At 73.9% G+C, this 24,004-nt stretch carries 27 protein-coding genes; 19 read left to right on the top strand and 8 right to left on the bottom strand.

The annotated features are described in order from the left end of the window. Positions 1-30: 30 nt before the first annotated feature. Positions 31-615: a hypothetical protein gene (locus ABZW17_RS22670; protein WP_354817371.1), complete on the bottom strand. Its 585-nt coding sequence runs from the start codon at positions 613-615 to the stop codon at positions 31-33. 92 nt (positions 616-707) lie between these two features. Continuing rightward, entirely contained in the window at positions 708-1,691 is a 984-nt protein-coding gene (locus tag ABZW17_RS22665; RefSeq protein ID WP_354817368.1) for a DUF4034 domain-containing protein, read from the bottom strand. A gap of 221 nt (positions 1,692-1,912) precedes the next feature. On the opposite strand from ABZW17_RS22665, the gene ABZW17_RS22660 reads away from it, so the two are divergent. The 3 genes from ABZW17_RS22660 to ABZW17_RS22650 are packed head-to-tail and all read left to right on the top strand — an operon-like array spanning position 1,913 to position 4,124. Further along, positions 1,913-2,821, top strand: coding sequence for an undecaprenyl-diphosphate phosphatase (locus tag ABZW17_RS22660; protein WP_354817365.1), 909 nt, complete (start codon positions 1,913-1,915; stop codon positions 2,819-2,821). A gap of 26 nt (positions 2,822-2,847) precedes the next feature. Next, entirely contained in the window at positions 2,848-3,213 is a 366-nt protein-coding gene (locus tag ABZW17_RS22655; protein WP_354817362.1) for a BlaI/MecI/CopY family transcriptional regulator, read from the top strand. Further along, positions 3,210-4,124, top strand: coding sequence for a M56 family metallopeptidase (locus ABZW17_RS22650; protein WP_354817359.1), 915 nt, complete (start codon positions 3,210-3,212; stop codon positions 4,122-4,124). The genes ABZW17_RS22655 and ABZW17_RS22650 overlap by 4 nt, the downstream gene beginning before the upstream one ends. 6 nt (positions 4,125-4,130) lie before the next feature. On the opposite strand, the gene ABZW17_RS22645 is transcribed toward ABZW17_RS22650, so the two are convergent. Beyond that, on the bottom strand, positions 4,131-5,753 hold the full coding sequence (locus ABZW17_RS22645) for an alkaline phosphatase family protein (protein WP_354817356.1): 1,623 nt from the start codon (positions 5,751-5,753) through the stop codon (positions 4,131-4,133). Between the two features lie 245 nt (positions 5,754-5,998). Between ABZW17_RS22645 and ABZW17_RS22640 the strand changes: the two genes are divergently transcribed. Genes ABZW17_RS22640 through ABZW17_RS22630 form a run of 3 tightly spaced genes read left to right on the top strand, consistent with a single transcriptional unit; the run spans position 5,999 to position 8,955 of the window. Beyond that, on the top strand, positions 5,999-7,039 hold the full coding sequence (locus ABZW17_RS22640) for a glycosyltransferase (RefSeq protein ID WP_354817353.1): 1,041 nt from the start codon (positions 5,999-6,001) through the stop codon (positions 7,037-7,039). Further along, positions 7,036-7,728 (top strand): polysaccharide deacetylase family protein, encoded by a 693-nt coding sequence (locus tag ABZW17_RS22635; protein WP_354817350.1) that lies wholly within the window; start codon positions 7,036-7,038, stop codon positions 7,726-7,728. The genes ABZW17_RS22640 and ABZW17_RS22635 overlap by 4 nt, the downstream gene beginning before the upstream one ends. A gap of 45 nt (positions 7,729-7,773) precedes the next feature. Then, positions 7,774-8,955: an alpha/beta hydrolase gene (locus ABZW17_RS22630; protein ID WP_354817347.1), complete on the top strand. Its 1,182-nt coding sequence runs from the start codon at positions 7,774-7,776 to the stop codon at positions 8,953-8,955. On the opposite strand, the gene ABZW17_RS22625 is transcribed toward ABZW17_RS22630, so the two are convergent. Continuing rightward, complete coding sequence (locus tag ABZW17_RS22625) at positions 8,903-9,214, bottom strand: hypothetical protein (RefSeq protein ID WP_354817344.1); 312 nt, start codon at positions 9,212-9,214, stop codon at positions 8,903-8,905. The genes ABZW17_RS22630 and ABZW17_RS22625 overlap by 53 nt on opposite strands. Before the next feature lie 173 nt (positions 9,215-9,387). Here ABZW17_RS22625 and ABZW17_RS22620 point away from each other — a divergent pair, with 173 nt between their 5' ends. From ABZW17_RS22620 to ABZW17_RS22595, 6 genes are read left to right on the top strand one after another with little or no spacing between them, the layout of a single operon-like run. Beyond that, a complete protein-coding gene (locus ABZW17_RS22620; protein ID WP_354817341.1) occupies positions 9,388-10,314 on the top strand; it encodes an ABC transporter ATP-binding protein in 927 nt (308 codons plus the stop codon). Continuing rightward, positions 10,311-11,150 (top strand): ABC transporter permease subunit, encoded by an 840-nt coding sequence (locus tag ABZW17_RS22615; RefSeq protein WP_354817338.1) that lies wholly within the window; start codon positions 10,311-10,313, stop codon positions 11,148-11,150. Before ABZW17_RS22620 ends, ABZW17_RS22615 begins: the two co-directional genes overlap by 4 nt. A gap of 22 nt (positions 11,151-11,172) precedes the next feature. Continuing rightward, positions 11,173-12,423, top strand: a complete 1,251-nt coding sequence (locus ABZW17_RS22610; RefSeq protein WP_354817335.1) for a histidine kinase — start codon at positions 11,173-11,175, stop codon at positions 12,421-12,423. Beyond that, a complete protein-coding gene (locus tag ABZW17_RS22605) occupies positions 12,420-13,094 on the top strand; it encodes a response regulator transcription factor (protein ID WP_354817332.1) in 675 nt (224 codons plus the stop codon). Before ABZW17_RS22610 ends, ABZW17_RS22605 begins: the two co-directional genes overlap by 4 nt. Positions 13,095-13,127: 33 nt before the next feature. Beyond that, entirely contained in the window at positions 13,128-13,424 is a 297-nt protein-coding gene (locus ABZW17_RS22600; RefSeq protein ID WP_354817329.1) for a PadR family transcriptional regulator, read from the top strand. Further along, positions 13,421-14,107 (top strand): hypothetical protein, encoded by a 687-nt coding sequence (locus ABZW17_RS22595; RefSeq protein ID WP_354817327.1) that lies wholly within the window; start codon positions 13,421-13,423, stop codon positions 14,105-14,107. The genes ABZW17_RS22600 and ABZW17_RS22595 overlap by 4 nt, the downstream gene beginning before the upstream one ends. A gap of 81 nt (positions 14,108-14,188) precedes the next feature. Here the strand turns inward: ABZW17_RS22595 and ABZW17_RS22590 are convergent, their stop codons facing one another. Continuing rightward, on the bottom strand, positions 14,189-14,863 hold the full coding sequence (locus tag ABZW17_RS22590; protein ID WP_354817324.1) for a response regulator transcription factor: 675 nt from the start codon (positions 14,861-14,863) through the stop codon (positions 14,189-14,191). Then, positions 14,860-16,038 carry a histidine kinase gene (locus ABZW17_RS22585; protein ID WP_354817321.1) on the bottom strand — a complete coding sequence of 393 codons (1,179 nt, stop codon included), beginning with the start codon at positions 16,036-16,038 and terminating at the stop codon, positions 14,860-14,862. Before ABZW17_RS22585 ends, ABZW17_RS22590 begins: the two co-directional genes overlap by 4 nt. Positions 16,039-16,188: 150 nt before the next feature. Here ABZW17_RS22585 and ABZW17_RS22580 point away from each other — a divergent pair, with 150 nt between their 5' ends. Both ABZW17_RS22580 and ABZW17_RS22575 read left to right on the top strand, forming a co-directional pair. Continuing rightward, on the top strand, positions 16,189-17,109 hold the full coding sequence (locus ABZW17_RS22580; protein ID WP_354817318.1) for an ATP-binding cassette domain-containing protein: 921 nt from the start codon (positions 16,189-16,191) through the stop codon (positions 17,107-17,109). After that, positions 17,106-17,888 (top strand): ABC transporter permease, encoded by a 783-nt coding sequence (locus ABZW17_RS22575; protein WP_354817315.1) that lies wholly within the window; start codon positions 17,106-17,108, stop codon positions 17,886-17,888. Before ABZW17_RS22580 ends, ABZW17_RS22575 begins: the two co-directional genes overlap by 4 nt. Here ABZW17_RS22575 and ABZW17_RS22570 read toward each other — a convergent pair. Both ABZW17_RS22570 and ABZW17_RS22565 read right to left on the bottom strand, forming a co-directional pair. Further along, positions 17,842-18,480, bottom strand: coding sequence for a hypothetical protein (locus tag ABZW17_RS22570; RefSeq protein WP_354817312.1), 639 nt, complete (start codon positions 18,478-18,480; stop codon positions 17,842-17,844). The genes ABZW17_RS22575 and ABZW17_RS22570 overlap by 47 nt on opposite strands. A 47-nt stretch (positions 18,481-18,527) precedes the next feature. Next, complete coding sequence (locus tag ABZW17_RS22565; RefSeq protein WP_354817309.1) at positions 18,528-19,154, bottom strand: hypothetical protein; 627 nt, start codon at positions 19,152-19,154, stop codon at positions 18,528-18,530. Positions 19,155-19,239: 85 nt separating this feature from the next. On the opposite strand from ABZW17_RS22565, the gene ABZW17_RS22560 reads away from it, so the two are divergent. From ABZW17_RS22560 to ABZW17_RS22540, 5 genes are read left to right on the top strand one after another with little or no spacing between them, the layout of a single operon-like run. Next, positions 19,240-21,171, top strand: coding sequence for a thiamine pyrophosphate-binding protein (locus ABZW17_RS22560; RefSeq protein ID WP_354817306.1), 1,932 nt, complete (start codon positions 19,240-19,242; stop codon positions 21,169-21,171). Between the two features lie 10 nt (positions 21,172-21,181). Next, on the top strand, positions 21,182-21,886 hold the full coding sequence (locus ABZW17_RS22555) for a flavodoxin family protein (RefSeq protein ID WP_354817303.1): 705 nt from the start codon (positions 21,182-21,184) through the stop codon (positions 21,884-21,886). Positions 21,887-21,889: 3 nt separating this feature from the next. Then, complete coding sequence (locus tag ABZW17_RS22550; protein ID WP_354817300.1) at positions 21,890-23,080, top strand: cation:proton antiporter; 1,191 nt, start codon at positions 21,890-21,892, stop codon at positions 23,078-23,080. Positions 23,081-23,121: 41 nt separating this feature from the next. Next, positions 23,122-23,763 carry a sigma-70 family RNA polymerase sigma factor gene (locus ABZW17_RS22545; protein WP_354817297.1) on the top strand — a complete coding sequence of 214 codons (642 nt, stop codon included), beginning with the start codon at positions 23,122-23,124 and terminating at the stop codon, positions 23,761-23,763. Next, positions 23,760-23,990 (top strand): zf-HC2 domain-containing protein, encoded by a 231-nt coding sequence (locus ABZW17_RS22540; protein WP_354817294.1) that lies wholly within the window; start codon positions 23,760-23,762, stop codon positions 23,988-23,990. The genes ABZW17_RS22545 and ABZW17_RS22540 overlap by 4 nt, the downstream gene beginning before the upstream one ends. Positions 23,991-24,004 lie beyond the last annotated feature (14 nt).

Here is a 24,004-nt window from a genome sequence, read left to right as displayed (position 1 = left end):
CCGGGTTGTGACCGGGTGGCGGTCGCCGGATCAGGTCGTCCCGGCGCCTCGGCTTTCGCTGACGTCATCGGCGCCGTGGCCGGCCGGGCTCTCCGCCCCGGGCTCGGTGCCGAACCGGTCGCGCACCTCTTCGACCACGCCGGCGATGAGGCTCAGCTGGTCCAGCACGGCCTGGTTGGTCGCCCGGATGGTCGTGGCTTCCTCTTCGGCGCGGGCGAGGATCGTCTGCGCCTCCCGCCGGGCGGCGCGCTCGGTCTCCGCCCCGGCGGCCTCCGCCTCGGCGACCGCCTGCTCCGCGGCCGCCCGCAGTTCCGCGCTTTCCTGGCGGGCCTGGTCCTTGATCGCCGCGGCCTCGGCCCGCGCGACCTGGAGGATCTTGTCGATCCGCTGCCCCAGCCCGGCGGCATCGTCCGGTTCCGCGGCCCGGGGTGCGGGAACCTGGGCTTTGGCCAGCCGGCGCTCCGCGACCCGCCGCGCTTTCTCCTGCCGGTCCGCGCGCTTCTCGGCAACCCGCACGTACTCGTCCACCTGCCGGCGATCGTAGCCGCGCAGGACGATCGGGAACCGGACGTCGGGTTCGAGCAGCGTCTCGGGTTCGGAAACGGTCTTCTCCATTCCCCGAGTCTCGGCACCATCGAGCCGGCCGGCAATTCGACTCCGGTGAAGAATCAGCCGAAAGTGATGTTTGACGGCCGCGCCCGGTTACTTCACGCGTCGCGGTTCGCTTTCCGGCAAGTCAGCGCGCGCAGGTCCGCGAACTGCTTCACCGGGTCCGTGGCGCGCCGGACGTCGGCGCTGAAGTTCCAGACGTACCCGTCGGCGTGACCGCCGAGCTTCCGGAACTGGGCGAGCGCCTCGTCGTGGCGGCCGTTGTGGTGCAACGCATAGAGGGCGTAGGCGCGGTCTTCCCTGGTCGCCGGGTGCTGGGCACCTTCGCCGTCCAGCCAGGGCAGTGCCGCGTCGAGGGCCTCCTGGACGTAGCGGCTCCGCCAGATCGGGTTGCCCTCCATCGCCATTTCGAACGCCGCCCGCAAGGGCAGCGGCGTCAACGACGGTGCGAGAGCCGCGCCCCCGGCCGCGAAGTCGAGCAGGCGTTCTTCGGTGCCGTGCCACTTCGGGCACCAGTAGCGCAGGGCGCGGTCGTGCCCGGGCCGATGGGTGGGCGCGCGGACGATGAGCCCGGACCAGATCCCGTCGAACGGCTGGTAGCGCACCCCCAGCCCCATCGAGACGGTGACCAGCGTCGCCCACGGCGTCGGGTCCGCCTCGGCGAGCTCGGCGGCTTTCCAGGCGGTGTCCCGGGCGTACTCCAGCAACTGCAGGAAGGGCCCGGCCTGCTGGCGGCTGGTGTACCGGGCGGGCGCGGCGCCCCGCCGCTGCCAGGCCAGGGCGACGAAGGTCTGCGCCTGCACTACGGTGGCGTCGGGATCCCCGTCCCGCTCGGCGAGCCAGTCGCGCAGCCACTGACGTTCGGTGGTGGCAACGGTGGCAAGGGCGTCGACGGCGGCCGTACGCCGGTCCCAGTCGCCGTGCCGGGCTGCGACCAGCTCGGCGGCCGGCCGCCAGTCGCCGGCCAGGGCAGCAGCGCAGGCGGCGGCCAGCCCGGAGTCGGCGTAGCCGGGATCGGCCGTCAGGTCGGCGTCGGGGACCATGCCCCGGGCAGCGGGCCCGGGGCCAGGCAGCAGGCGCATGACGAACCCCCTCGGTGGCGGACGGCCGATTCTCCCCGAACGCGCCGCGCGAGCGGTGGGCGGGCTACTCGATCAACCAGCGGGTCGCCCCGGGCCGATCGCCCGGCACCGACGACCCGAAACCCCCGTTCCGGCGAGAACCGGTCAGGCCACGGCCGAGGCAACTTCTACGACCGTGTAGTATTTGGCTGACCGAGTCGCGCTCACCCCCGGAAGGCACCGTGCTGGACTACTTCGAAGCGATCGTCGTCGGCGCCTTCCAGGGCGTGACCGAGCTGTTCCCGGTCTCCAGCCTCGGGCACTCCGTGCTGATCCCCGCCGTGGTGGGCGGGCAGTGGGCGCGGGACCTCGACGTGTCCGCGCCCGAGTCGCCCTACCTGGCGTTCATCGTCGGCCTGCACGTCGCGACCGCGGCCGCGCTGCTGCTGTTCTTCTGGCGGGACTGGGTGCGGATCATCGGCGGGTTTGCCAGCTCGATCCGGCACCGCCGGGTCCGCACCTCCGCGGAACGGCTCGCCTGGCTGATCATCCTCGCGACCATCCCGGTCGGCGTCAGCGGCCTGCTGCTGGAACACCTGTTCCGCACCACCCTCGGCAAGCCCGTCCCGGCGGCGGCGTTCCTGATCGCCAACGGCGTGCTGCTGTACCTGGCCGAGCGCCTGCGCCGGCGGGCCGCCACGACCGAACCCGCGGTCGCCGACTCCCCCGGTGCCGCGGCGGACGCGGACGCCCTGGCCGACGACCGGCTGTCCCGGATGTCCTTCGGCCGCGGCACCCTGATCGGCACGGCGCAGGTGCTCGCCCTGCTGCCCGGGATCAGCCGCTCGGGCGTCACCATGGCGGCCGGCCTGCTGCGCGGGCTGTCGCACGAGGACACCGCCCGGTTCTCGTTCCTGCTGGCGACGCCGGTGATCCTGGCCGCCGGGGTGCTGAAGATCCCCGACCTGTTCGGCCCGCTCGGCGCCGGCATCCACGGGCAGGTGCTCGCCGGGAGCGTGGCGTCGTTCGTCAGCGCCTACCTCGCGGTCCGGTTCCTCACCCGCTACTTCCACACCCGGACGCTGAGCCGGTTCGCGCTGTACTGCGTGTTGGCCGGCGCCGGCGCCCTGGCCGTGCTCACCCTTCGCTGATACGACAGCGGTGTAGATTCGGGCGTATGCGGAAGGAACCGGCGCGGCGCGCACCCGGAACGCTGGAGGCCGAGGTGCTGGGCGTGCTGGGCAGCGCGGCCGGGCCCCTCACCCCCGCCGACGTCCAGGCCCGGCTGGCCGGCGACCTCGCCTACACCACCGTCGTGACGATCCTGACCCGGCTGCACGACAAGGGCGCCGCGACCCGGGAGAAGCACGGGCGCTCCTACCGCTACCACGCCGTCGACGACGAAGCCGGCCTCGCGGCCCGGAAGATGACCAAGGTCCTCGACGCCGAGCCCGACCGCGACAGCGTCCTGGCCCGGTTCGTCACCCAGCTGTCGGACTCCGACGAGGCCCTGCTGAGAGCCCTCCTGCGCGGCAAGAAATGACCGTCGACCTGCTGATCCCGCTGCTGCTGCCGCTCCTGGCGTGGCCCGCGGCCCGGCTGGTCGAACCCCACCTGCCGCCGCGGACGGCGAGCTGGCTGCTCACCGGCGCCTGCCTGGTCCTGGCGGCCGGCAGCACCGCGGTGCTGGCGCTGCTGGCGTTCTCCGGCCTGTCCCTGCTGCCGGTGGTCGCCGACCTCGGCCACTGGTCACCGCAGACCCTGCGGACCGAGAACGGCGTCGACGTCCCCACGTCGATCGCCGCGGGTGCGGTCCTCGGCGTGCTCCTGGTCCTGCTGACGCGGGCCGTGTTCCGGTACGCGCGGTGGGCTCGGCGTCTCTCGCGCGAGCTGGACGCGCACGGCGGCGGCGAGCTCGTGCTGCTGCCCGGTGCCGATCCGGTGGCCTTCGCCGTGCCGGGGCGAGGCGGGCGCGTCGCGGTCTCGTCCGGCATGCTCGCCGCGCTCGACCCGCGGGAACGCGCCGCGCTGCTGGCCCACGAACGGGCCCACCTCACCTTCCGGCACCACCTGTTCCTGATCGCCCTGACGCTGTCGGTCACGCTGAACCCGCTGCTGCGGCCGCTGAGCTCGTCGGCCCGGTTCGCCCTCGAACGCTGGGCCGACGAAACCGCGGCCCGGCGGGTCGGCGACCGCACGGTGGTCGCGCACGCGGTGGCCAAGGCCGCCCTCGCCGGCCGGCCACACCACGGGTTCGCGCTCGCCGCGACCGGCGGCCCGGTCCCCCGCCGGGTCTCGGCCCTGTTGACGCCCCAGCCGCGGGTCCGCGGCCGGGTCCCGGTGGCGCTGCTGAGCGCGCTGGTCGTCGGGCTGGCGGGCCTGTCCGCCGAGACCGCCCTCGACAGCGCGGCCGACCTGCACGACGGGATCGAGATCGCGCAGATCGGCCGCTGACCCGCCTCAGCCGAGGCCCGGCAGCACCCGCGTGCCTTCGGCGCGGACGGCCTGCAGCGAGCGCGGCTCCAGGCCGAGCTGCCGGAGGATCGTGGGCGCGATCTGGGTCGTCGCCACCGGGGCGGAGATCGTCCGCCGCCCGACGCCGGGCCCGCTCACCACGAGCGGCACCGCCCGGTCGTCCGGGGCGGCCCCGCCGTGTTCGGCGATCTTCTTCTTGCCACCGGTGTAGACGACGCCGTACTGCACGACACCGAACAGGTCGGGCACCCGGTCGTCGCCCGGCCGGACGCCGAAGTGGCGAGCGGCGTCCGCGCCCGCGTACACCTGCCGCAGCCCTGAATCGACGAACGCCTTGGGCGCGCCGTCGCGGTCCGTGCCGGTGCCGTTCTGGGCCAGCAGGTAGCGTTTCGCGAATTCCGTCGCGGCCGGCGAGCGGTCGGCGAGCCAGAGCAGCATCGCGTCGTCGTCGGTCGCCTGGACGACGAGCGCACCGGCCCCGGGGTGGGCGGCCGTCCAGGCGGCGTTCAGGCCGTCGAGCAGCTTGCCGTCGTCGACGCGGGTCAGCGCGCCCGGGTCGGTCGGCGACTGGCCGTGCTTGGCCGACAGGATGATCGTCGTCGTGCGGTCGAGGTGCCGGCGGCGCAACTCGGTGACGAACGCGCCGAGCTTCGCGTCGACGAAGTCCAGTGCCGACGTCAGGACCGGTCCGGGCACCGTGCCGCCGGGCAGGTATCCACCGCGCTGCCCGCCCGAGAGGGGCAGTTTCTGCGCCGTGGACACGGACTGGAAGTTGAGCCCGAAGATTGCCGGCGTGCCGGCGCGGTGGGTGCCGGAGTGGTCGTAGCCGTCGATCTCGTTGAGCACGGCCTGCGCCTTGTAGGCGTCGTACTGCCGGGTGGCGGCGTTGTCGGTGGTCCAGTCGCCGGTGCCCGCCGGGAGCGTGCTGTTGATTTCCGGGGTGAACAGGTCCTGGACCCCGGTGCCCGAAGGCCCGTCGAGGATCTCGTAGGCCGGGTGCTTGTCCGACCACGCCGTCCGCAGGCCCGCGCGGCGGGCGACCTCGAAGACGGTGTTGACCTTGAGGTACTCGTGCGGCTGGACCGGGCGGCAGGTGCGCGGGTCGACCGGGAGACCGGCCGGGTTCAGCAGGGTCTGCGGGGTGCCGGTCATGCCCAGCACCGAGTCCGGCAGCCCGGCCAGGCCCTGACCGGCGTCGAGCCTGGTCTGGTCGCGGTCGAGGTCCTCGGTGAGGTCGACCGGCGCGCCGGGGCGGACGCCGGCGCAGTCGGTGGTGCCCGCGGGCAGCAGGCCGTGGTTGTAGGTGGCGTCGTAGTAGATGCCGGTGACGCCGGGATCGCCGCCGGTCAGCTGGCCGACGAGGCCCGGGAACGAGTCCGACGGCACCGGCGTGCTCGCGCTGCGGTAAGCCGTGCCGCGCGCCAGCAGACCGGCCATCGCCGAGTCCGGGTGCCCGGCCGCGTACGCGACGAGATCGGCCTCGTGCATGCCGTCGACGGAAATCAGCAGGACGTGGCGTGCGTCGGCGGCCGTGGCGGCGGGCGCCGTGATGGGGAGCAGCGCCAGGGCGGCGAGCGCGGCCGCGGCGCGAATCCGGTTCCGGGTCAAGGGTTCCTCCTCGTGCGGGCCCAGGCAGGGCCTCCCCGGCATCCCACGCCCCCGACCCGGCCACCGGAGGAGCACCGCACGAACAGCGGGTGAACAACCGGATCCCAACTGTCCACAATGGATTGTTCAAGGCACGGCAAAGCACCGCCTGCCGTTCGTGCCACCTGCGACGCCGGCCGGCCGTAAACCCCACTTTAATCTACCGACGTGTAGAACTTCTACTGGCTAGTCGTAGAAGGAGGATCATGACGCGCATCGTGATCGTCTCGGCGCGCGTGGGCGCCGGGCACGACGGAGCGGCCCACGCCCTGGCGGACCGGCTGACCGGCCACGACGTCGAGGTGATCGACTTCCTGGACCTCCTACCCGGCTCGTTCGGCCGCCGCCTCTGCGGCTTCTACCACCGGCAGCTGGAGGTGGTGCCGCGCAGCTGGGACTGGACCCTGGCCGCGCTCGGCACGACCTGGGGCGCCGGCCTGGCCCGCCGGGCCGCCACGCTCGCCCGCACCCGGACGACCGCGGCCCTCGACGGCGCCGGCCTCGCCGTGTCGACCTACCCGCTCGCCACCCAGGCCCTCGGGGCCCTGCGCGGCGGCCGCGACCGGACGGTTCCGCTCGCGGTGTACCTCACCGATCCCGCCGTGCACCGGCTGTGCGTGCACACCGCGGCCGACCTGCACCTGGCCCAGAACCACCACGCGGCGAGCGAGGCCCGGGCGTTCGGCGCCCCGGACGTGGCCGTGGCCGCCCCCTTGGTCGGCCGGCGGTTCCGGCCGCCGACGGCCGCCGAACGCGGCGAAGCGCGCCGAGCTTTCGGGCTGCCCGAGCGAGGTCGCCTGGCCCTGGTCGTCGCCGGATCGTGGGGCGTGGGCGACGTCCGCGAGACGGCCGCCGACGTCGCCGCGTCCGGCGCCGCGATCCCGGTCGTCGCCTGCGGCCGCAACACCGCGCTGCGCGAGCAGCTCGCCGTGACGGGCCACCGGCACGCTTTCGGGTGGGTCGAGGACATGCCCCGGCTGCTGCACGCCGTCGACGTGGTGGTGCAGAACGCCGGCGGGCTGACCACGTCCGAAGCGCTGGCCAGCGGGCTGCCGGTGGTGACCTACCGGTGCCTGCCCGGCCACGGGCGAGCCAACGCCGCCACCCTCGACCGGCTCGGCCTGGTTCCGTGGCTGCACTCCGGGAACGCCCTCACCGCCGCCCTCCGCTCGGCCCGCCCGGACCACCACCCCCGGCCGGCGACCGACGTGGTCCCGCTGCTCGAAAAGCTCCTGGAGGCCGCATGAAAGCCGTCGTCGCGGCCTCCGCCTTCGCGCTCGCCGCCCACGCCGCGCCCGCGGCCGCGTTCCTGCCGGGCCCGCGCCGCGCCCTGCTGCCCCGCCTGGCGGGCGTCACCGAGCCCGGCCGGGTCGCCCTGACCTTCGACGACGGCCCGGACCCCGCCTCGACCCCGCAGTTCCTGCGTGTCCTGGCCGAGCACGACGTGCGCGCCACCTTCTTCCTGCTCGGCGCCGAGGCCCGGAAATCGCCGGACGTCGTCCGCCGGATCGTCGACGGCGGCCACGACCTGGGCGTCCACGGCTGGGACCACCGCTGCCTGCTGCGCCGAACCCCTCGCGCCACCCATCGCGACCTGCGCGCCACCCGCGATCTGCTCCACCGCCTCACCGGCACGCCGCCACGCTGGTTCCGGCCGCCGTACGGCGTCTTCAGCACCGCGTCCCTGGTCTCCGCGCGACGTCTCGGACTCGTCCCCCTGCTCTGGAGCACCTGGGGCTTCGACTGGACCGAGGGCTGCACGCCGGAGTCGATCCACCGCCGGGTCTGCGCCCGGCTCGGCCGCGGCGGCACGATCCTCCTGCACGACAGCGACGTGACCACCGGCAACGGCGCGTGGCGCGCCACCCTCGGTGCGCTTCCCGCGATCATCGCCGACTGCCGCGGCCGCGGCCTCACCTTCGGACCACCGGCGTGACCGCCTACTACGCGTCGCGTACTACGCGCCGTGTACTATCGCGGCATGGCTCGCGTGCTCCGGGTACTCCTCGTGCTGGTCGTCGCCGTGGTCGTGCTGAGCGGCGGTTACCTCGGCTACGCCGCCATCCGTGCGTCCCGGCCGGTCACCCTGCCCGCCCCGGCCGGGCCGTACGCGGTCGGCCGCACGATCACCGAGTGGACCGACCGCACCCGCGCCGATCCCCTGGCACCCCACCCCGGCACGCCCCGGCGCCTGTCCGTGTGGATGTGGTACCCCACGACGGTTTCCGCGGACGCGAACCCGGCCCCGTACGCCCCCGGGCTCTGGGCCGGGCTCCAGCTGGGCGCCCCGCTGGGCTGGGGCGAAACGAGCCTCGCCGACGTCCGCACTCATTCGACCGCCGACGCACCGGTGGCGGCGGGCCGGTTCCCCGTGCTCGTCCTGGAACCCGGCCTCGGCTTCTCGGCGCCGCAGTACACCGCGTTCGCGGAATCCCTGGCCGGCCGGGGATATCTCGTCCTGGGCGTCACACCCACCTACAGCGCCAACCTGAGCGTGCTCGACGGGGCCGCGGTGGCGGCGACCGAAGCGGGCAACCCGCCGGCGTTCGAGGCCGCGGACCTGCACCAGGGTGCGGCGCAGACCGCGGGCGACCGGCTGGTCGACGTCTGGGCGGCGGACGCCCGCTTCGCCGCGGCACAGGCGGCGGCGAAGCCGTTCGCCGACCCGGCTTCGACCGTCTACATCGGTCACTCCTTCGGCGGAGCGGCCGCGCTGGAGGCGTGCCGGACCGACCCGCACTGCGCGGGGGCGGCCGACCTCGACGGGACCCAGTACGGCACGGTCGTCCACACCGGACTGACCAGGCCGGCGCTGCTCATCGGCAGCGAGAACTCCTGCATCACCGGGGTGTGCCGTCCGGCGACGCCCGCCGACCAAGCGGACCAAACGACCGCCCGGACCATGCTGGCCGCGAGCCGCGGCCCGGCCTGGCGCTTCCGCGTCCGCGGCGCCGAGCACTTCGATTTCAGCGACTACAACGCCTACTACCTCGCCACACCGATCCGGTCGGTGCTCCCCCTCGGCGACATCACCGGCGCCGAAACCCTTGTCAACGCCTACCTCGGCGCGTTCGCCGACCACGTGACCCGCGGCAAACCCGAGCCGTTGCTCACCGGCCCGTCGCCGTTCCCCGAGGTGGAGGGCCAGCCGCCGGCCCCGTGAGCCGGGCGGCCCGCAGGCACGAGCACGCCAGCGCCACGGAAACCGGCGGCGCGAGCACGGCCGCGGCCCGTGCCGCCCGCACCGGCACCCCGGCGCGCGCCGGCGGAAACCCCGGCGGCGTGGGCGGTGGGGCGAAGCGCAGCCGCGCGTCCAGGTGGTGCCACCGGTGCACTTCGAGGTACATGATCCGCCAGCTGCTCGCCCAGACGGCGAGCGCGCCCACCAGCGCGCCCTTCAGCACCCGAGTTCCCGGTTTCACGAACCCACTCTCGCACGGGACAGCGGCGTCCCGGCCGAAGATGCGACCTGCGGCGTACGAGCTACGCCGCAAGTCGCACTCCCGTGTCGCACAGATCGCCCGTCAGACCGTCGATCCCGCGGCCACCGCGGTCCTAGGGTTCGGCCACGCACCACCGGAAGGACGAAACACTCATGATCGAAGCACGGGCCGTGTCGAAACGCTACGGCGAGAAGACCGCCGTCGACGACCTCACGTTCACGGTGAAACCCGGTGTGGTGACCGGGTTCCTCGGTCCCAACGGGGCCGGCAAGTCCACGACCATCCGGATGATCATGGGCCTGGACGCCCCGACGTCCGGCACGGTCACCGTCAACGGCAAGGCCTACCGCAAGCACTCTGCCCCGCTGCACGAGGTCGGGGCCCTGCTCGAGGCCAAAGCCGTCCACACCGGACGGTCCGCCTACAACCACCTGCTCGCCCTCGCGCTGAGCACCGGGATCCCCCGCCGTCGGGTCGACGAGGTCATCGACCTGGTCGGCCTCGAAGGCGTGGCCCGCAAGCGCGTCGGCGGGTTCTCCCTCGGCATGGGCCAGCGCCTCGGCGTCGCCGCCGCGCTGCTCGGCGACCCCTCGACGCTGGTGCTCGACGAGCCGGTCAACGGCCTCGACCCGCAGGGCATCCTCTGGATCCGGAACCTGCTGCGCGGCCTGGCCGCGGAGGGCCGGACCGTCTTCGTCTCCTCGCACCTGATGAGCGAGATGGCCCTGACCGCCGAACACCTGATCGTGATCGGCAAGGGCCGGCTCATCGCCGACACCTCGGTCGAGGACTTCATCCAGCGCGCGTCGAGCCGGGTCGTGCGGGTGCGCACCCCGGAGGCGGAGCGGCTGCGTGACCTGGTCGCCGGGCCGGGGGTCAGCGTCACCAGCCTGGCACCGGCCCTGCTGGAGGTCAGCGGGCTCGACGGCGCCGAGGTCGGCCGGATCGCCTGCCGCGAAGCCATCCCGCTCGAAGAGCTCACGCCCGTCCAGGCGTCCCTGGAAGAGGCGTTCATGGAGCTCACCGACGACGCCCTCGAATACCGCGTCCACCCCACCCAGGAAAGGCCCGCGTCATGACGACCACCATCGCCCCGGCCCCCAGCGGCGGTGCGCGGGCATCCCTGCCGGACGACCTCAAGGTGACGCCCGCCCGGGTGCTGCGCTCGGAATGGCTGAAGTTCCGCACCGTCCGCTCCTCACCGCTGGCGGTCGCGGTGACCGTGGTCGGGATGATCGCCCTCGGCTGGATCTTCTCCGCCGCCGACGCGAGCCGGTGGCCGGTCATGCGTCCGCAGGCCAAGGCGCATTTCGACCCGACCGACGTCAGTATCCGCGGCTACGTCCTCGCGCAGCTGGTGCTCGGCGTCCTGGGCGTGCTGGTCGTGTCCGGCGAGTACGGGACGGGGATGATCCGCGCGACCTTCTCCGCCGTCCCGACGCGGACGCCGGTGCTGTGGGCGAAGCTCGTCATCTTCGCGGTCGTTTCGTTCGTGGTGGGCACGGTCAGCTCGTTCGCCGCGTTCCTCGGCGGGCAGTTCTTCCTCAGCTCCCAGCACATCGAGACGACGCTGTCGGCACCCGGGGTGTTCCGGGCGGTGTCCGGCGTCGGCCTCTACCTGACGGTGGTGGGCATGCTCGGGGTCGCGCTCGGCTGGCTGATCCGGCACACCGCCGGCGCCATCGCCACCCTGTTCGGCCTGCTGCTGGTGCTGCCGGGGATCGCCGAGGCGCTGCCGGACAGCTGGGCGCCGCACATCGTGCCGTACCTGCCGAGCAACGCCGGGCAGGCGCTGATCACGGTGCGCCCGGACTCGGCGATGCTCGCGCCGTGGACCGGCTTCGCGGTCTTCTGCGCCTACGTCGCGGTCGCGCTCGTCGCCGCGGTCGTCCTGCTCGATCGCCGCGACGCCTGAGCCGGTGGAGGATGATGGCGGGGTGAGCGACGCGGGTGCGGTGTGGCCGGTCTCCGAGCACGGCCTGGTCACCGGGTGGCCCGGAGCGGACGGACTCCGGAGCTGGGCCCGGCGCCACCCCCTGGCCACCGACGTGCTGCTGGCCTGCGCGTTGCTGCCGCTCGCCCTGGCCGTCGAGCACCGCGGGGTCACACCGGGCACCCGGCCGGTCTTGTTCGTCCTCGGCGTCCTGCTGGTCTCGACGCTCGCGTTCCGCCGCCGTCTCCCCCTGACGACCCTCGCCGCGTCCGCCGGGTTCGCCCTGGTCCAGGGTTTTCTCGGCCCGGCGTTCCCGCCGACCGTGATCGCGGTGCTCGTCGCCGTCTACACGGTCGGCGGGCACGCCGGGCGCCGGCGGGCGCTCATCGCGTTGGCGGCACTCGGCGTGGTGATCGCGGTCGTGGTCTTCCGCAACGACGAGGTCGCCGAGTCCGCCGCCCGGTTCGTGTTCGCCGCCGCCGTGGTCGTCGCCGCGTTCGTGCTCGGGGTGAACGTGCGGATGCGCCGGGTGTACCTGGCGTCGCTGCGCGATCGGGCGCTGCGGGCCGAACGCGAACGCGACCAGCAGTCGCAGATCGCCGCCGCCCGCGAACGCGCGATCATCGCCCGGGAGATGCACGACATCGTCGCGCACAACCTCTCGGTGATGATCGCGCTCGCCGACGGCGCCGCCTACGCCGCGCGCAGCGACGCCGCCGCGGCCGAAACGGCGTCCCTCCACGTGTCGGCGACCGGGCGCCAGGCACTCGACGAAATGCACCGGCTGCTCGGCGTGCTGCGCGGCACCGGTGGCGACAGCCCGCGCACGCCGCAACCCGGCGTCGCCCAGATCGACGACCTCGTCACCCAGGTCCGCACGACCGGCCTGCCGACGTCGTGGACGATCCGCGGCGAACGGTTCCCCTTCTCCCCCACCGCCGGGCTGACGCTCTACCGCATCGCGCAGGAGGCGCTCACCAACGTGCTCAAACACGCCGTCCGGCCCGCGGCCGCGCACATCCGCCTGACCTACGCCGAGCCGGTCGTCACCCTGGAGGTCGACGACAACGGCGCCGGGTCCGGCACCCCCACCGGCACACCGCACGGGCACGGCCTGAGCGGCATGCGCGAACGCGTCGGCGTCTTCGGCGGCGAAGTCACCGCCGGACCGCGCCCGGGTGGCGGCTGGCGGGTGACCGCCCGGCTCGAACCGGGGCGCGTCCCCGGTGACGCCGGATCGGCGGCCGCGACGTGATCAGCATCCTGCTCGTCGACGACGAACCGTTGCTGCGCCTGGGTTTCCGGCTCGTCCTGGAGTCCCAGCCGGACTTCACCGTCGTCGGGGAGGCCGCCGACGGCGCGGCCGCGGTCAGCCGGACCGCCGAACTCGACCCCGACGTCGTCGTGATGGACGTCCGCATGCCCGGGATGGACGGGATCGAGGCCACCCGTGAGATCGTCCGCTCGCACGCCCGCTCCCGGGTGCTGATCCTGACCACTTTCGACGTCGACGAGTACGCCTTCCCCGGGCTCAAGGTGGGCGCGAGCGGGTTCCTGCTGAAGAACGTCCCGCCCGAGGACCTGATCTCCGCGATCCGCGCCGTGGCGAGCGGTGACGCGGTCGTGGCGCCGAGCGTCACCCGCCGGCTGCTGGACGCCATGGCCGACCGCCTCCCCGACCCGGCGGCGGCCGACGGGGCCCCGCTCACCGAAGGCGGCCTCGACCGGCTGACCGAGCGCGAGCTCGAAGTCCTCCGCAAGGTCGCCCGCGGCCTGTCCAACGCGGAGATCGCCGACGAGCTGGTGCTCTCGGAGGCGACCGTGAAGACCCACGTCGGGCGCATCCTCAACAAGCTCGAGCTGCGCGACCGGGTCCAGGCCGTGGTCCTGGCCTACGACGTCGGCCTGGTGGTACGCCGCACGTAGTACGCTGAACGTACTACCGCGGAGGAGTCACCCATGCCGAACGACGCCCAGATCCTGGTGCTCTACGCCCTCACCGACGGGCCTCGGCACGGCTACGCCATCAACACCGCGATCGACGAGCTCACCGGCGAACGCCTCGGCCCCGGCAGCCTCTACGGCGCGCTCGCCCGCCTGGAGGCGAAAGGCCTGGTCGAGGCCCTCGACGGCGAAGGCCGTCAGCGTCCGGTGCGGATCACCGAGCAGGGCCGCGCCGTCCTGGAACGCGAGCTCCGCGCCATGGCCCGGGTGGCCGACGCGGGCCTGCGCCGCCTCGGCGTCCGGCCGGCATGACCTGGCTGGTCCGCCTCTACCCCCGTGCCTTCCGGGAGCGCTGGGGCGCCGACCTCGCCGAGGAGATCCGGGCGCAGCCTCGGTCGTGGCCGAACGTGCTCGTGAACGCGGTGGGCATGTGGCTGCACCCGGCCGCGTGGCCGGCACGCTCCGCGGCCCAGCGCCGAGCCCGGGTCGCCGCGATGGCCGTCATGGTGACGGGCATCGGCTGGTTCGTGGCGCACCTGGCCGTCGAAGACACCCTGCCCGGCGTGCTCGACGGCTGCGCGGTCGCGGTGGTGGCCGGCCTGCTGCTCGTCGCCCCCCGACCGGCTCTGGCCGCGGGCCGGCGGCTCGCGCTCCGCCTCGTGGCACCGGCCGCGGTGTGTATCGCAGTCGTCGCCGTGGTCCACGGCACGGACGGCTCCTTCGCCCCACCGCTCCGGCTCGCCCTGCTCTGGAGCTGGTGGGGATCGTGGGCCCTGGCGGTGATCCAGGCGGGCCGGACGGTGGCCGAACTCCGCGTGACACCGAACCCGCGCGCGTTCCGCCTCGGCATCCGGCTGCTCGCCGCGTCGGCCGCCACCATCGGCGCGGCACAGCTGGCCGCCGCCGCAACGGGCCCGGCCCCGGCGACGGCCTGCTTCGGGCTGTGTCTCCTTGCCGCGCCGGTGTTCCTACGCCCGCCGGATCCGGCGCTTTGAAAGGCCGGCCGCACCGACATCGCGGGGGCCGACGCCCGCCGGGATCGGCCGGCGTATCCGCTCGACCTGAGCGCCGCCGGTCTACGGAGCCGGGCTCGTCCGGCCCCAGGGGGCCAGACCGGCTTGGCAGGCGACGATCACCAGCTGCACCCGGTCCCGCGCGGCCAGCTTGAGCAGCAGGTGGCCGACGTGGGTCTTCGCGGTCCCGGCCGTGATGTGCAGGCGCTGCCCGATCTCCGCGTTCGTCAGCCCTTCGGCGACCAGCACGAGCACCTCGCGTTCGCGGGCGGTGATCGCGGCCGGCAGCACCCCGGCCGGGGGCTGCGGTGCCGCGGAGCGGGTGACGAACTCGGCGATCAGGCGGCGCGTCACCCCCGGCGCGAGCAACGCGTCGCCGGCCGCGACCGTGCGGATCGCGGTCAGCAGGTCCGCCGACGGGGTGTCCTTGAGCAGGAACCCCGCCGCGCCGGCGCGCAACGCCGCGAACACGTACTCGTCGAGGTCGAACGTCGTGAGCACCAGGACCCGGCTGTCCGGCATCGTGGCGGTGATCCGCCGGGTCGCCTCGATGCCGTCCATGACCGGCATGCGGACGTCCATCACGACGACGTCCGGCCGTGACCTCGACGCCAGCAAAACCGCCTCGGCGCCGGTGGCCGCCTCACCGACCACGTCGAGGTCCCCGGCCGAGCTCACGATCTCGCGGAATCCGGCGCGCACGAGCACCTGGTCGTCGGCGATGAGCACCCGGGTCATCGGCCGTCCCGGTCCGGCAGGCGCGCGGTGACTTCGAACCCGCCGCCCGGCGCCGGCCCCGCCGCGAACTCGCCGCCGCACAGCAGGACCCGCTCCCGCATGCCGACCAGCCCGTGGCCGCCGGACCGGGGCGAGCCGCCGCGGCCGTGGTCGGTGATCACCAGGACCACCGCGTCCTCCTCGTACGCGACCGCCAGCCGGCAGCCGGCGGTACCGGCGTGCTTGACGACGTTGGTCAGCGCCTCCTGCACGATCCGGTAAGCGGACAGGTCGACCCCCGCCGGCAGCGCCCGTGGCGTGCCGCGCACCACGACGTCCACCTCGACCCCGGCCGCCGCGGTGCGGGTGACGAGGCCGGCCAGCCCCGCCAGCCCGGGCACCGGGGCGAGGGCGCCGTCGTCTTCGCGGAGGACACCCAGCATCCGGCGCAGCTCGGTCAGGGCCGCCCGGCCGGTCGTCTCGATCACGCCGAGCGCGGCGCCGGCCACCGCGGGCTTTTGGTCCAGCACGAGGCGGCCCATGTCCGCCTGGATCGTGATCACGCTCATGCTGTGCGCCACGACATCGTGCAGCTCCCGCGCGATCTGCAGCCGTTCGTCGGTCACGGCGAGGCGCACCCGGCTGTCGAGGTCGCGGACGCGCTGCACGCGCAGCGCTTCGGCATACGCGCGGCGCTGCGCGACCAGGATCCCGATCGTCGCACCCAGGACCACCACCGCGCCGGGCAGCAGCACCGTCACCGCCGGCCAGGCCCACTGTCCACTCCGGACACTCGTGGCCGCGGCGACCAGGACCGCGACAGCGCCGAGCCCGGCACCGGCGGCGCGCCGGGATGCCTGCACCACCAAGGAATACGCGACCGCGGCCATCGGCACGGACGCCAGCGGGACCACCGGCACGACCGAGGTCGCCAGGGACAGCCCGAACGCCGGCACCGCCACCGCGAACGCCGACCGCGGCCACCGGCGGCGCAGCGCGAGCGGCACGGCCAGGACCGCCGCGCCGAGCAACCCCGCCATGGCACGCCACCGCACCTCCGGTGGGCCGTCCCCGTGGCCGGTCAGCAACGGGGCAGCCCACACGGCCGCGACGACGAACGCGGCGGCGCAGTCAAGGGCGATCCAGTGCCCCGGCCGCCACCGCGCGAACAGCGGCGCGCGCACCTCGGTGGTCATCGCCCGACCGTAGCCAGGCCGCGGGTCCCGCACATCGGTCAACCGGCCTATGCCGCCAGGCATACCCCGCGCCGCCCACGCCCCGGCGGCGATGACCGCACCGCCCCCCGCCGGGCACGGTGAACCGGCAGCGCGACCCAGGAGGACCCGATGATCGAAGCCGACCGGCTGACCAAGACCTACGGCAGGCGCACGGCCGTGGACGACCTGACCTTCCGCGTCCACCCCGGCCGGGTGACCGGATTCCTCGGCCCCAACGGCGCCGGCAAGTCGACCACCATCCGGCTGGTCCTCGGCCTGGACCGCCCCACCGGCGGCCGCGTCCTGGTCGGCGGCCGGCCGTACCGGGCGCTCGAGCGGCCACTGCGGCAGGTCGGTGCCCTGCTCGACGCGACCGCCGTGCACGGTGGCCGCCGCGCCCGCGACCACCTCCGGTGGCTGGCCCGGACCAACGGCATCCCGGACGGCCGGGTCACCGAGGTCCTGGCGGCCACCGGCCTCGCCGACGTCGCCCACCACCGCGTCGGCGGTTTCTCCCTCGGCATGAAGCAGCGGCTCGGCATCGCCGCGGCGCTGCTCGGCGACCCCGGGATCCTGGTCTTCGACGAACCCGTCAACGGGCTCGATCCCGACGGCGTGCGCTGGATCCGCGACCTGCTCCGGTCGATGGCCGGCGAAGGCCGCACCGTCCTGATCTCCAGCCACCTGATCAGCGAACTGCAGCTGACCGCCGACCACGTCCTGATCCTCGGCCGCGGACGGCTGCTGGCGGACTCGTCCATGGCCGACCTGACCCGCTTCGACGGCGGCGACGTCCTGGTCCGCACGGCCGACGCCACGCCGCTCCCGTCGTTGCTCACCGCGCGCGGTGCCACCGTCACCGCCGAACCGGGCCACGGCCTCGCCGTCACCGGGCTCGCCCCGGGCGACATCGCCGCGATCGCCGCCGCACACGGCATCCCGCTCCTCGAACTGACCCCGCGGGCGCCCTCGCTCGAGGACGTCTTCCGGAAGATCACCGACCCCGAACGGCAGTACCGCACCCTGCCCCACCGAGAGGACGCCCGATGAGCTCGATCCTGCCCGGCCGTGGCCTCCTGGCCGCCGAGTGGACGAAACTCCGCTCGCTGCGTTCGACGCCGCTGATCCTGGCCGTCGCGGCCGTCGCCACGCTCTCCCTCGCCGTGTTCCAGGCACGCTCCGCCGTTCGCGGCTGGGACAGCTGGGGGCCCCGGGCGCGCGCGGAGTTCGATCCGGTGTTCGGCACCTTCACCGGGTTCCAGCTGGCCCAGTTCGCCTTCGGGCTGCTCGGTGTCCTCGCCGTCACCACCGAGTACGGCACGGGCACGATCCGCGCCACCTTCGCCGCCACTCCCCGGCGCGGCCGGGTCGTCGCGGCCAAGCTGCTCGTCGTCGGCGGGATCGCCCTCGCCGCCGGTGAACTGCTCGCGTTCCTCACCTTCTTCACCGGCCAGGCGGCCCTCGCCGGCAAGCACCTCGACGTCGGCCTCGGCGACCCGAACGTCCTGCGCGCGGTGCTGGGCCAAGGGTTCTACGTCGGTGTCGTCGCCCTGCTCGGGGCCGCGATCGGCCTGATCGTCCGCCACACGGCCGGCGCGACCGCGCTCACCGCCGGGCTGCTGTTCCTCACCGTCATGGTCCTCAAGGGCATCTCCGATTCCGCCGCCCTCATCCGCTGGGCACCCGGCGTCGCGGCGGAAGGTCTCACGTGGACCACGTTCCACGATCCCGAATGGCCGTCGGCCGGGTTCGCGGCGCTGGTCTGCCTGACCTACCTCGCCGTCACGACGACCGCGGCAGCCTGGTGCGTGCGCCGCCGCGACGTCTGACCGCCGGCCCGCTCGCCCGGGCGGTCGCCGCCGAGCCGGCGTAGTCCAGCAGCGACATCCCGACGGCGACAGCGACCATGGTCAGCACCCCGCGCGGCCAGAAGATGTGACTGTCCAGAAAGGACACGCTCGCGACCAGGAGGCACACCGCGCCGGGCAGCGCGCGCCAGCCCGCTCGCGCGATGGCCGCGAGCACGATCAGCGCGGAGGCGGCGAGGAAGCACCCGGCGCCGATGTGGCCGAGCAGGTCGCCGACCTCGAAGAGGGAGCCGACGACCGGGGTGACGCCGTGCTGGACGTCGGTCACGGTGCCGGCGGCGATCCCGGCGACCGCGTCGAGCCCGCCGTAGAACGCCGCGAAACCGAAGGCCGCCACCCGGCCCGGCCACCGCAGCCACGGCGAGGCCGGTGCCAGCAGCAGCCACTGCGCCACGGCCGGCAACGGGAACACCGGCAGCAGAACGATGTGCAGCACGGCCCACCGCTGCGCCGTGGCCGCGTCCAGCACGCCCGGGTGAGCGGCCCCGAACCCGGCCAGCAGCAGCCCTGGCACCGCGAACAGCGCGGCGCGAAACCCTCGTGAACCCGGCACCGGCCGAGCGTAGCGACGCTCCGGCCGGGCCGGTGCTTAACAATCGCTTACGGCACCGAAGCCCGTTCACGCCCGGTGCGGAAGAACCGGACCACCGCGGCCACGCTCCCGAGTTCGGCCAGCGTCCGGGCCGCGCCGAACGGGGCGTTCCAGAACTCGCCCTCGCGGCGTTCGAACGGGCCGACGTAGGCGTACGGACCGGCCTGGAACCCATCGCCCGGCGAGACGCCGTAGTTCACCTCATCGAGCGAAATCGCGACGTCGAAGTGTTCCGGCCACAGGATCGGCTCGGTTCCGGGCGCGAATTCACGCAGGGCGCGGTCCCCGTCGGCGAACGCGGTCAGCACCGTCTCGACCGCACCGGCGTCGAGGGCGATCACCTCGTCGGTGCGCACGCCCGGGCCGCCCCCGTAGACCCCGGCCGGCTCCCCCGCCTCGAGACCGGCGGACCTGGCCACCTCGTCGTAGGACCGGCCGTTCAGCGCGAAGCGGCCGGCCGCCGTGAGGAGTCCGTCACCTCCGACGCGCAGGTCCGGTCCCGCGGCCGTGGCGAATCCGCCGTCCACGACGCGCAGGTCGATCCGGCCGGTGGCGCGGTGCTGCGGCCCGGCGAGCAGCAGCTCGGCCACGCCGTGCAGGGATCGCCGGGTGGTCGCCGGCTCGGTTCCGGTCATCTTCCGCTCCTCGTGTAACGCCGGGCCCCTTCCGAGGCACTGAGTCTGCCGTCACCGCAGTGTCCGCGAAACCAGGAGGCGTTACATGGCCGAGAACGGCTGGCACCGCATCGATCCGGCGGACGTGCCCGACGACGGCCGGGTCCGCAGCGTCACCGTCGGCGGGCACACCGTCGCGCTCTCGCGGTGCGGCGCCCGGCTCGGCGCGCTGGAGAACCGCTGTCCGCACCAGGGCGGGCCGCTCGGCGAGGGCTCGATCGAGAAGGGGCTGCTGCGCTGCCCGTGGCACGGTTACGACTACGACCCCCTCTCCGGGCGGCCGCCGGAAGGCTTTTCCGACGGGGTCGCGACCTACCCGGTCGAACAGCGCGACGACGGTGTGTACGTGCGGGTTCCGGCGCCCGCGCCGCCCGCGCGGACGGTGGCCGACGTCCTGGTCGAGACGCTCGTCGCGTGGGGCGTCCGGCACGTGTTCGGCATGGTCGGGCACTCCAACCTCGGGTTCGCCGAGGCCTTGCGCCGGGCCGAGGACCGCGGCGACCTGACCTACATCGGGATCCGGCACGAAGGCGCCGCGGCGTTCGCCGCAAGCGCCTACGGCAAGCTCACCGGCCGCCCGGCAGCCTGTTTCGCGATCGCGGGCCCCGGCTCGACGAACCTGCTCACCGGGCTCTACGACGCGAAGCTGGACGGTGCCCCGGTGCTCGCGATCTCCGGGCAGGTCCCGTCGAAGGTGCTGGGCCGGGGCGCGTTCCAGGACGTGGATCTGTCCGCCGTGTTCCGCGACGTCGCCGTCTCCACCACGACCGTCCACAGCGGCAGCGACCACGCGGAACTGGCCGCGCTGGCGGTCAAGCACGCGACCGACCGCCGCGGCGTCGCGCACCTCGTGCTGCCGGACGAGGTCCAGGTCCAGCCGAGCGACGCGCCCGCGGCCACCCCGGACGGCCGGGCCGCCGATCGCCGGACGCTGCCCGGGCAGAGCGCCGTCGAAGCCGCCGCGGCGCTGGTCCGCGACGCCCGGCGGCCGGTGCTGATCGCCGGGCACGGCGCCCGCGGCGCCGAAGCGGAGGTCCGGCGTCTGGCCGAGACGCTCGACGCCCCGGTGCTCACCACGTTCAAGGCGAAAGGCCTGGTCCCCGACACGCACCCGCTCGGCGCGGGTGTCCTCGGCCGCAGCGGCACCCCGGTGGCGAGCTGGCTGATGAACGAGGCCGACCTGCTGGTCGTCGTCGGGGCGTCGTTCTCGAACCACACCGGGATCGCGGCGTACAAGCCGATCCTCCAGATCGACGATGACCCGGGCGCGATCGGCCGGTTCGCCGCGGTGACGACGTCGCTGCTGGGCGACGCCGGGCTCACCCTCACCGCCCTCACGGGCGCGCTCGGCGAGCCGAAGGCCGAGGACCAGCGACCCGACGTCGCCGCCCGCTGGGCGATCTGGCGCGCGGAGAAGGCCCGCCGGGCGCGGGACGACCGCGGCCGCGGGGTGGCCGCGGCGGCGGTGTTCGACGCCCTCTCGCGTCACCTGCCCGCCGACGCCGTGGTCACCGTCGACGTCGGCAACCACGCCTACTCGCTCGGCCGCTACCTGGAGTCGCAGGGCCAGCCGGTGCTGATGTCGGGCTACCTCGGCTCGATCGGGTTCGGCTACCCGGCCGCGCTCGGCGCGTGGGCGGCCGCGCCGGACCGCCCGATCGTCGCCGTCACCGGTGACGGCGGTTTCGGCCAGTACGCGGCCGAGCTGACCACCGCCGTCAAGTACGGCATCCCGGTCAAGCACGTGCTGCTGAACAACAACGCGCTCGGGAAGATCAGCAAGGAACAGCTGGCCGGCGACTACCCGGTCTGGCAGACGTCCCTGGTCAACCCCGGCTGGGCGGCCTACGCCGAGCTGTGCGGCGCGAAGGGCATCAGCGTCACCGCGCGCGACCAGCTGGACGAAGCCATGGCGGCCCTCTTCGCCGCCGAAGGTCCCACCCTCCTCTGCGTCGAACAGGACGCGGAACTCCTCTGAAAGGCAACCGATGCCGAGCTACGACGACCTGCGTGCCCTGTTCATCAACGGCACCCTCAAGCGCTCGCCCGAGCCCAGCAACACCGACGGCCTGATCGACGTCAGCCGCGGGATCATGGAGAAGAACGGCGTCCGCGTCGAGGTGCTGCGGGCCATCGACCACGACATCGCCACCGGTGTCTGGCCGGACATGACCGAGCACGGCTGGGCCACCGACGCCTGGCCGGGCATCTACGAAAAGGTGATGGCGGCCGACATCCTCGTGCTCGCCGGGCCGATCTGGCTGGGCGACAACAGTTCCGTCACGAAACAGGTCGTCGAACGGCTCTACGCCTGCTCGCACCTGCTCAACGACGCCGGCCAGTACGCCTACTACGGCCGCGTCGGCGGCTGCCTGATCACCGGCAACGAAGACGGCGTCAAGCACTGCGCGATGAACGTCCTCTACAGCCTCCAGCACCTCGGCTACACCATCCCGCCCCAGGCGGACGCGGGCTGGATCGGCGAGGCCGGACCCGGACCGTCCTACCTGGACCCCGGCTCCGGCGGCCCGGAGAACGACTTCACCAACCGCAACACCACGTTCATGACGTGGAACCTGCTGCACCTCGCGCGCCTGCTCAAGGACGCCGGCGGCATCCCCGCGCACGGCAACCAGCGCAGCGAATGGGACGCCGGCTGCCGGTTCGACTTCACCAACCCCGAATACCGCTGAGCCGTGCCCGCCGTCGAGTTCGTCAACCTCTTCGCCGTGGCCGCGATCGCCCTCGCCGCACCACTGCTGCCGGCTCTGGTCCCGAAACTGCGCGTGCCGGCGGTCATCCTGGAGATCGGGCTCGGGATCGTCGCCGGGCCGTCCGTGCTGGGCTGGGTCGACGCCGACGTGCCGGTGCAGATCGCCGCGCTGCTCGGCCTGGCGTTCCTGCTGTTCCTGGCCGGGCTGGAGGTCGACGTGCACCGGCTGCGCGGGCGGGCGCTGCGGCAGGCCGTGCTCGGCTACGCCGTCACGCTGGCTCTCGGCCTGGCCACCGGGGCCGGGTTCGGCGCCGCGGGCTGGGTGCTGAGCCCGCTGCTGATCGCGGTGGCGTTGTCGGCGACGTCGCTCGGCCTCGTCGTGCCGGTGCTCAAGGACGCCGGACAGGCCGGGAGCACGCTCGGGCAGGCGGTGATCGCCGCCTGCTCGGTCGCCGACTTCGCCGCCGTGGTGCTGCTTTCGCTGCTGTTCTCGGCCTCCGGAGGCAGCACCGGCGGGCGGGCGGTGCTGCTGGTGGCGTTCGCGCTGCTGGTCGCGGTGACGGCGGTCGTGGTTTCCCTGGCCGGGAAGTCGCGGCGGCTGGGCGAGACGCTGACCCGGCTGCAGGACACCACGGCCGAGATCCGGGTCCGGGCGGCGGTGGTGCTCCTGGTCGCGTTCGTCGCGCTCGCGGAGGCGTTCGGGCTGGAGAGCATCCTCGGCGCGTTCCTCGCGGGCGCGGTGGTGGGGCTGCTCGACCGGGACACCGCGGCCCACCCGAGGTTCCGGGTCAAGCTCGACGCCATCGGCTACGGCTTCCTCATCCCGGTCTTCTTCGTCACCAGCGGCCTGCGGCTGGACCTCGGTGGGTTGGTGGCCAACCCCGCGGCGCTGGCGCGAGTTCCTCTTTTCCTGGCCGCCTTGCTGGCCGTCCGCGGGATCCCGGCGCTGCTGTACGCGCGGGAGTTCGGCCGGCGCCCGGCGCTGGCGGCGGCGTTGCTGCAGGCGACGTCGTTGCCGTTCCTGGTCACCGCTTCCCAGATCGGCGTGCTGACCGGGGCGATGTCGCCCGTGACCGCCGCCGCGCTCGTGTGCGCCGGCCTGTTGTCGGTGCTGGTTTTCCCGGCGGGCGCGCTGGCATTGCTGCGGAGCCGGGAGGAGGCGGCCGTAAGATGACGGTCATCCTTCCGCCCGCCTGCCGCGGTTATATTCGCCTGGTGACGAAGCTGCCGCCGGACGACGAGCTGGTCGCCGCGCTCGGCCGCGGCGACGACGCGGCGTTCGCGGCGGTCCTCGACGCGTGGTCGGCGTCGATGCTCCGGCTGGCCCGCTCCTTCGTGTCCACCCACGCCTCCGCCGAGGAGGTCGTCCAGGAGACGTGGCTCGCCGTGCTCAACGGCCTCCGCGCCTTCGAGGGCCGGTCGGCGTTCAAGACGTGGGTCTACCGGATCCTCGTCAACACCGCCAAGAAACGCGGCCTGGCCGAACGCCGGAGCGTGCCCTGGGCCAGCCTCCTGCCGCCGGACGAGGACCACGGCCCCACCGTCGACCCCGCGCGTTTCCAGGGTGCCGAAGGCGCCTACCCCGGCCATTGGCGGGCGGCCCCGGCCCCCTGGACGTCCCCCGAGGACACCGCGCTGAACCTCGAGATCCGCCGGGTGATCACCACCGTCCTCGACGAACTCCCGGCGCGCCAGCGCGCGGTGCTGAGCCTGCGCGACGTCGGCGACCACACCGCCGAAGAGGTGTGTGCCCTGCTGCGGATCTCCGCGGCCAACCAACGCGTGCTGCTGCACCGGGCTCGCGCGGCCGTGCGGGAACGGCTGGCCGAGTACCTCGGGACGGGGGCGAAGACGTGAACTGCGACGAATTCGTCGAGCTCGTCACCGCGTTCCTCGACGACGCCCTCGATCCCCGGACCGAAGCACGTTTCGTCGAGCACCTCGCGCTCTGCGAAGGCTGCGAACGCTACCTCGACCAGTTCCGCACCACCATCGACCAGCTCGGCCGCCTCCCCCCGGAAACGCTCTCCGCCGAAACCCGCACCGCCGTCCTCGACGCCTTCCGCGACTGGCACAGCGCATGATCACCGGCGGGCCG

The sequence above is a fragment of the Amycolatopsis sp. NPDC004625 genome (genome assembly GCF_040609695.1).
Classification (GTDB): domain Bacteria; phylum Actinomycetota; class Actinomycetes; order Mycobacteriales; family Pseudonocardiaceae; genus Amycolatopsis.
This window is presented reverse-complemented; position numbering and strand designations above follow the sequence as displayed.